This window comes from Azospira sp. I13 (assembly GCF_003112695.1).
GTDB lineage: Bacteria > Pseudomonadota > Gammaproteobacteria > Burkholderiales > Rhodocyclaceae > Azospira.
This window is the reverse complement of the sequence record NZ_BFBP01000023.1, coordinates 23,724-30,892: the sequence shown is the minus strand read 5'-3', so window position 1 is coordinate 30,892 and position 7,169 is coordinate 23,724. Positions and strand designations below refer to the sequence as shown.

At 48.5% G+C, this 7,169-nt stretch carries 5 protein-coding genes; all 5 read left to right on the top strand.

Annotated features, from left to right (window positions below; translation table 11 throughout):
* The first annotated feature begins 80 nt into the window (after positions 1-80).
* The 5 genes from AZSI13_RS15380 (at position 81) to AZSI13_RS15370 (ending at position 7,086) form a co-directional block, all read left to right on the top strand.
* Entirely contained in the window at positions 81-1,538 is a 1,458-nt protein-coding gene (locus AZSI13_RS15380; RefSeq protein ID WP_133247335.1) for an integrase, read from the top strand.
* Between the two features lie 260 nt (positions 1,539-1,798).
* The gene (locus tag AZSI13_RS17380) at positions 1,799-3,454 is read left to right on the top strand and encodes a hypothetical protein (protein WP_133247334.1); all 1,656 of its coding nucleotides are present in this window, start codon (positions 1,799-1,801) and stop codon (positions 3,452-3,454) included.
* A gap of 263 nt (positions 3,455-3,717) precedes the next feature.
* Entirely contained in the window at positions 3,718-5,448 is a 1,731-nt protein-coding gene (locus AZSI13_RS17375) for a hypothetical protein (protein ID WP_133247333.1), read from the top strand.
* Positions 5,445-5,825 carry a hypothetical protein gene (locus AZSI13_RS15375; protein ID WP_109042072.1) on the top strand — a complete coding sequence of 127 codons (381 nt, stop codon included), beginning with the start codon at positions 5,445-5,447 and terminating at the stop codon, positions 5,823-5,825. The genes AZSI13_RS17375 and AZSI13_RS15375 overlap by 4 nt, the downstream gene beginning before the upstream one ends.
* Before the next feature lie 115 nt (positions 5,826-5,940).
* Positions 5,941-7,086, top strand: a complete 1,146-nt coding sequence (locus AZSI13_RS15370; protein WP_165833563.1) for a site-specific integrase — start codon at positions 5,941-5,943, stop codon at positions 7,084-7,086.
* Positions 7,087-7,169: the final 83 nt, after the last annotated feature.

The window sequence follows — 7,169 nt, the reverse complement described above, 5'->3', positions numbered from 1 at the left end:
CGTACGGATAAGTTTTAGCTGTTTGAACGATACCTGCAAGTTATCTAGGATGGACAGGAAATTGTTCAGTAGGAATCGTCATGGAATCACGAAAAATTCTTCTTCCATCCATTGTCGTTACAGAGGTTACGGATTCGTCAGATCCAAATGCCCTAGCGGTAAGCATTCCGGATAGCCATCTCACCAATGGGGGCCAGTACTACATCCGTCCAAAGCTACCTAAAACAAATGGTCATCAATCATCTGGATGGCTTGGGGGAGCCAGATGCAGATTCAATCTGTTTCCAATGATCTTAGATAAGGACGGAATTCCGTGGGCAGAAGCGAACATGTGGATACTCGATTCTCTTGGCAGTCCCAGCGCTCTTGCAATGAGGACCTACGAGAGCCGTGCGGAAGACTTAGCCGCATACAAGCGCTTCCTTGATGAAACCCAAATCGATTGGCTTACTTTTCCTGCCCACAAATACCTTCGTCCAACCTACCGGTTTCATGGATATCTAAAGAACCTTATAGCTAACGCTGAAGTAGCTCCGGAGACTGCCAAGCGACGGATGGCGACTGTTATCAACTTCTACCGCTGGCTACAGGAGAGCGAAGTGTTTGCCCCCAGCCACTCACCGTGGAAAGAGGCAGATCGCCACGTCGGTTTCAAAGACCGCCACGGAGCCCCGCTGACTAAGACGGTTAGAACCACAGATGTCTCAATTAAGGTCGCAAAACAGGACAACCCATACGGCGACATGATTGATGATGGGGGAAAGCTGCGGCCACTCCCCCAAGTTGAGCAGGAGTGGTTGATTGATGCTCTTTTGACCGCAGGGAATACAGAAATAACATTGATTCATCTATTCGGACTCCTGACAGGTGCGCGGTTGCAGACAATCCTCACCTTCCAGGTCAAGCATGTCACTCAACGGCTTGATACGAAAACCTCATCCAGTGAAGTTCGAATCCCCGTTGGTTTGGGAACCGGGATTGACACCAAGCGGAGCAAGCAAATGGTTTTGCATGTTCCTGTATGGTTCTATCGGATGTTACGAACCTACGCAACCAGCCAGAGAGCGGTACGACGAAGGCAAAAGGCGACAGGGGGTAATACAGACAATCAGTACCTGTTTTTGACCAGTCATGGAGCCCCCTTCTACACATCCCAGCATGACGCATCTGTGTTTGATGCGAATAGCAAGCTTCATCATGGAAAGGTTGGCCAAGCACTACGGCAGTACATCAAAGAAAAAATCATTCCGCACATCAGAGAAAAATACCAGGTTCCGAACTTCCACTATCGCTTCCATGACACACGCGCAACCTTTGGAATGAATCTGCTGGATGAGAAATTGAAGTTGGTTGCCAGTGGAGAAGAAACTCTGACCCAAGTTCTCAACTATGTCCGCGTCCGGATGTGTCACGAATCGCTAGAGGTAACTGAACGCTACCTTTCATACCGAAGCCGACTTTCCCTAGTTCATGCGGCTCAGGACAGTTGGGAAGCGTGGTTAGAAAGGTCGACGCACCAACTGGCAAACATCGCATGAGCCAATACCATCCTCGGAGTGTTGAGGAAATTCAGCTTCCCCTGGTGGATAGGGACCATATTCCATCACCTGAGCGAGTAATCCTTGGCTACTGGAAAAGTCATTCAATAGACATTGGGGCGTTGTGCTACCTCCGTCGCGACATGACAAAAAAGCGGCCACCAAAACATGGTCGACGAGTGGACGTGCACTCCTATGATGCAACTAGGGCAGATCAAGTCCGGCGGTTAATTCGCTTCATCTCGGATTGTTTCACTTGCATGACTGTCCGGGTAAATACCCTAGACACCCAACATAGGCATTTTTGCCAATTTGTGGACTGGTGCGATGCAAATGGCTACTTCAATGTGTTAGCCAATGAAGCAGGGGGCCGACTTGCATTTGTCGCGTACATCCATCACCTCAAAGATCTAGTTTCGATGGGCCAGTTGGGCAACAACACTGCAGCTTCATACCAGAACAATTGCCAGAAATTCTTGGAGTTGTTCTTCGATGCTGAATATTTTGATCATGGAATCAATATGATTCGCAAGAGAGAAATATTTGACACACCGGTCCCAGTTCCCAGTGAGGATGCCCAAGGCATGGTAATGGGGTGGTGCAACACTTTCTTTTATGGAATCAGTGGCCTGATATTGGAGGCTAGCCCGTACCCTCACGCATTAACGTTGCCGGATTACTTAGATTGGAGCTCAAGAGAACTGTGGGTGTTCCCATGTAACCAATGGTGCAGAACACCTACAAGTGAGCACAACTACAAAAAAGTTGAATTGGATTACGTGGCTTACGACTATGAGGGTGGGCGCATATATGATTTATGCGAATTGAATGAATTATATGGGGGTGTTGCAACGGAACATCAACTAAACAGAATTAGGAGTCGCGCATTATGGTTGCTTGATCAAGCCAACAGAAATCTTCGTCATCGAACTCGTCTGCACCGTGGGCAAATGGCTTTACGCTTCTTCATGCTTATGTTTATTGCAGCTACGGGCATGAATTCGGCCCAAGCATGTTCATTGCCATGGTGTCCTGAGTTGGAGGATGCCATTTCTAATCCTGGATCGGAGCGCCAAGGATTTCGCTCAATTAAGTATAGGGCAAACAACAAGGTGGTGTTCTTTGAGATTGGCGTTAAATTTATGCCAAGCCTCAAGCGTTTTATCAAATTACGACAATTTTTGTTAAATGGGAAAGAGTTCTCGTATTTGTTTTTTGGGCTTCAGCGATCAAATCTTGATAACCCAGTTCCGTTATCTCCGGAGATATTTTCTAGATTGATGGCAGAACTTCACAAGCTTGATCCAAAAATTCCAAAGGTATTGCCTAGAGAATGGCGTGCTGCTAAGCAAAATCACCTTGTACGCACCGTTGAACTCCCTGTTGCTGCTCGTGTTATGCAGCACAGCTTGAACACGGCACTCAAGAAGTACAGCAATGGGTCTGAAGCTTCCCAACAAGTGGAAATATCAAACTTCTTGAGCAATGTGGAGCAGGTGGTGCTAAACAAATCTACTGTGTTTCCAGGTAGTCAAGCGTGTTCGGTTGGCGTGTGTTCGTCACCCAATCACCCAGTCACGATTAATGCATCCTCTTCAGTTCCGGCAAATTGCAAAGAAGCCGAAGGCTGCTTCTTCTGCAAGCAGTATCGCATCCACGCGGATGAAACTGATACACGAAAAATTTTGAGTTTCCGTCACTGCATACGAAAAACTGCTCGTATTGCTGGCAGCTTGGAGCAGTTTGAGAGATTTTTTGGAGTGGTGCTAAGGCGCCTTGATTTTATTCTCGAAGAGGTCCGTCGACGAGATGCGGATATGGTTGGAAGGGTCGAGCATGAGGTTGATGCTCAAGGGGAGTTGGATCCGTATTGGGCCGTGAAATTGGACACACTGATTGAACTGGAGCTTCTATGACAACACTTGAAGCAAAGGTCAGTTTGCTAACTCCGGACTCACAACCAGATTTATATGACCCTACTTTATGTCGTGTTCCACCCAGTAACTTTGTAGTCTCACGAAATCACGATGGCTCTACTGCATCAACATACGGTGATCTTTCATGGGACCGCACGCCATACAACGCGGATGGTCGATCTCGGCATTTGCATTTCATTTACTGGACGGAGGGGGGGCTTACTGACCAGCGACGCTGCCTTCTTGAGGAGATACGATGGATCATGTTTCTCATCATGTATCTACGCCCAGGTAGTCCCTTATCAACATCGGGATTGGAGGGATATTTGGTCACGTTACGTCGTCTGGCCAGAATAGCAGAGCGTGCAACTGTGCGCCTTCAGGATGTATTTTCTGATTCTTCCTTGCTGTTTCACGAGATAACGACTGCCAGGAATCATGCTTCCCTACTAGCTTCTCTAGTAGGTTTTCTACGATCTCTTGATCCACGGCTAGTCGGATTTGAGATTGCAGGAAAACCTGTCGTTGAGGAGCTCCGGCGTCTATCGAGAGGTTGGTCAAATCTAGCAAAACAGCATCCCCCGATTCCGACTCGTATCTATTCTTTGATTCTGGCGGCTCTTTCAAAAGAACTAGATGATTTTGAATGCGCGGCAGCCTCTATTTTCTCGCTTTACAAGGCCTGCATGGCAGACCCGTTTATCGGCCGCGACAAATCAAGGCAGCTGGCTATTTGTCGGAAGCTTAGGCAGGAACGCAAAGAGTTCAGTCCTACATTCCCTACCTTGCTGAAGCAATATGGTTTGGAGCAGTACTTCACTGAAAAAAAACTCTCCAAATCAATTTACGGTCTTTCCGTTGCAATCCAAGAGATTATGTTGGTGGCATCAATTCAGGTGCAGGCCTATACGGGAATGCGTCGAGATGAGGTGCTATCACTGCCTTACGATTGTCTGGAAACAGTGTTTAGGGATGGCATATCTCACTACGTCATCAACGGACGAGTCACTAAATCAAGTAACGGAGTCGCCAAGAAAGCAAGGTGGGTTACTAGTATGGCAGGCCGGCGAGCCGTACAGATTGCGCAAAGCATTGCAAATTTAGTTGAGTCTGTGCGTACCCCAGAAGTCGGGAAATTGAAAGGACGTTATCTTTTCGTCTCTCCGTTACCTCGTAGTGCCGCGACATTTGGTAGACCAACGACGTTGCATTTGAACGAGTTTGTCGAGCTTCGCCACAGAATCCAACCGATCATCTTGGAATCCGATTTACAAGAACTCGAGAATATTGACCCCCACCGTGCCTGGCGTTCCGAAGAAGCTTTCAGACTTGGCTCCCCATGGGTATTGACCGGGCATCAATTGCGGCGCTCCTTGGCTCTCTACGCACAACGTTCTGGCCTAGTGTCGCTCCCCTCTCTGAAGAGACAGCTGCAACATATTACGCACGAGATGGCTTGGTACTACGCGCGTGGGTCTGCCTTTGCCAATGATTTCATCGGCACGGATAAGGGCCACTTTGGTCGTGAATGGCAGAAGGCTCAACCAATCTCGCAGTATCTAAGTTTCGTAGCGCATGTGCTTATGACGGATGACACTCTGTTTGGTGCCTACAGCAACTGGGTGGATCGCCGATTGAGAAATTCAGAGGGAATCGTGTTGGTTGATCGAAATGCCACGATGAGACGTTTTGTCAAAGGAGAGCTTGCCTATCGTGAAACACCGATTGGTGGATGCATCAACGTGGACGAATGTGACAAGACAATGAACAACATTTTGGAGGTCGGTTGTCTGACTAATCACTGCAAAAACCTGGTTGGAAGCCTTCAAAAGCTGAATCGTGTCATTGCAGCCCAAGCAACCCGAGTCCAAAAGCTAAAAGCCATTTCACCAAACTCTGCAGAACTCCGTTCGGAGGAAGAGGACTTGAAGGTCTTGTGTGCCACTAGGGATAGTGTTCAAGGAACAAACGCACAGGAAGGACGCCCGATATGACAACAACCAGTATGGATGAGTACTTCGCTGCTCTGGATCGACTCCAAACAAGAGGTGAAAAAATCACCAATGATGCCGTTGCGATTGAAGCAGGTCGAAAGAAGGGGAGTATCAAGAAGTCTCGAGCGGCTTTTGCTCCACTGATAGCGGCCATCAACCTAGCCGCGATTCAAAAAAGACCAACCGTCGATTACAAAAAAAGACTGCAGCAGGCTCGAGAGACTATCCAAGAGCTACGCCATCAGCGAGACCAGGCGTACGCCCGTGAGCTTTCCTTGCTCAGTGAGCTGTTCGAACTGAGACAACGACTTGCAAAACTGACCAATGACAAAGTTCTTCCGATCAGAGGGGGGGAACGCAAGAACGGTCCCTCTTGAGCAAAGCAGATAGCAAACACCGTCTTTGCGCCGTTCAGAGGCTACAACAACTCATAATTTCTGCGTCGATACGGATGGTATCGGCGTAATGACTAATGTCCTTCAACCAATGCAAATGAAGCCAGCGCTGAATGTCCCGCTTGGTGAGATTCTCAACTATTACGTTCGCACTGTTTCGATCAGGAAGCGTAGCTATACATCTGAGGTGCATCGTATTGGTGCGTTGTCCAAGTACTTGGGCCACATCCAACTTGGACAAGTGACCCCGATGGATGTCTCCACTTTTCGAGATATTCGCTTATCCACCAAGAACCCTAGGAATCCCTCTAAGACCCTTGCTACATCGACGGTAAAACTAGAGTTAATGCTCCTTTCTCATGTCTTCACGACTGCAGCCTCTGACTGGGGGATGGATCAACTGGCAAACCCGGTAGCAAGGGTGCGAAAGCCAAAGGTTCCTCCCGGACGGACCCGTCGTTTGACCGCGGCCGAAGAGCGAAAGCTGTTGCATGCTGCTGCCCGTCACTCGAATCCGCAGTTCTATGCCATCGTTGTCCTAGCTCTTGAAACTGCCATGCGTCAGGGCGAGATTCTTTCCCTCCGCTGGGAGAATGTTCACTGGAACCAACGCACGGTTCACCTAGCCATGACAAAGAACGGTGAGCAACGTAATGTGCCGCTGAGTCGAAAAGCATATGACGTATTGCATGACTATTTGCCTAGGAAATCTAGCGGAGTTGTCTTCGACTCTTATACGTCGAATGGAATTAAAAGCGCGTGGAGAGCTTTTACCAAAGGAGCTGGCATAGCTGATTTCCACTTCCATGATATGCGGCATTGTGCGATCTCCTCGCTGCTGGAGCGAGGCCTCAACACTCTTGAGGTGGCCGCCATCTCAGGTCACAAAAGCATGAGCATGTTGAAGCGCTATGCTCATCTGTCATCCTGCCATCTTGTGGAAAAGCTGGATCCCAAGCCTCGAGCCAAGAAGTTTCGTCCTGTACTTCGGGAACAGCTACCCGCTTATCCCGCCATCGTGACCCGATACTGTCGGCGCATCGATATCGATTTTCCGGATTTTATTGATCTACGATTTTCTGGAACAACGGAACAACAGGTCATGGAGACAGCTCGGGCGAAGTTGCTACGAACCGTGGTTGAAGCACTTTGTAATGGCACTACCCCACCGGCACCTAGTCCTGCAGATTCCATTTCCGTTGAATCATGCAAAAGCTCTTTGGTGATGATTTCACCCCTGTGAAAATCTCAGAAACGAGGAAGGCCAGGGCGAACCTGGCCTTTTTTTCTATTTGCTGGGATGGCTAGCGATTGAGTCCAGTTTTC

Bases quoted from the DNA above. Each gene is read 5' to 3' on its own strand.
- AZSI13_RS15375 (WP_109042072.1), top strand. From the start codon at position 5,445: ATGACAACAACCAGTATGGATGAGTACTTCGCTGCTCTGGATCGACTC.
- AZSI13_RS15380 (WP_133247335.1), top strand. From the start codon at position 81: ATGGAATCACGAAAAATTCTTCTTCCATCCATTGTCGTTACAGAGGTT.
- AZSI13_RS15370 (WP_165833563.1), top strand. From the start codon at position 5,941: ATGAAGCCAGCGCTGAATGTCCCGCTTGGTGAGATTCTCAACTATTAC.
- AZSI13_RS17375 (WP_133247333.1), top strand. From the start codon at position 3,718: ATGTTTCTCATCATGTATCTACGCCCAGGTAGTCCCTTATCAACATCG.
- AZSI13_RS17380 (WP_133247334.1), top strand. From the start codon at position 1,799: ATGACTGTCCGGGTAAATACCCTAGACACCCAACATAGGCATTTTTGC.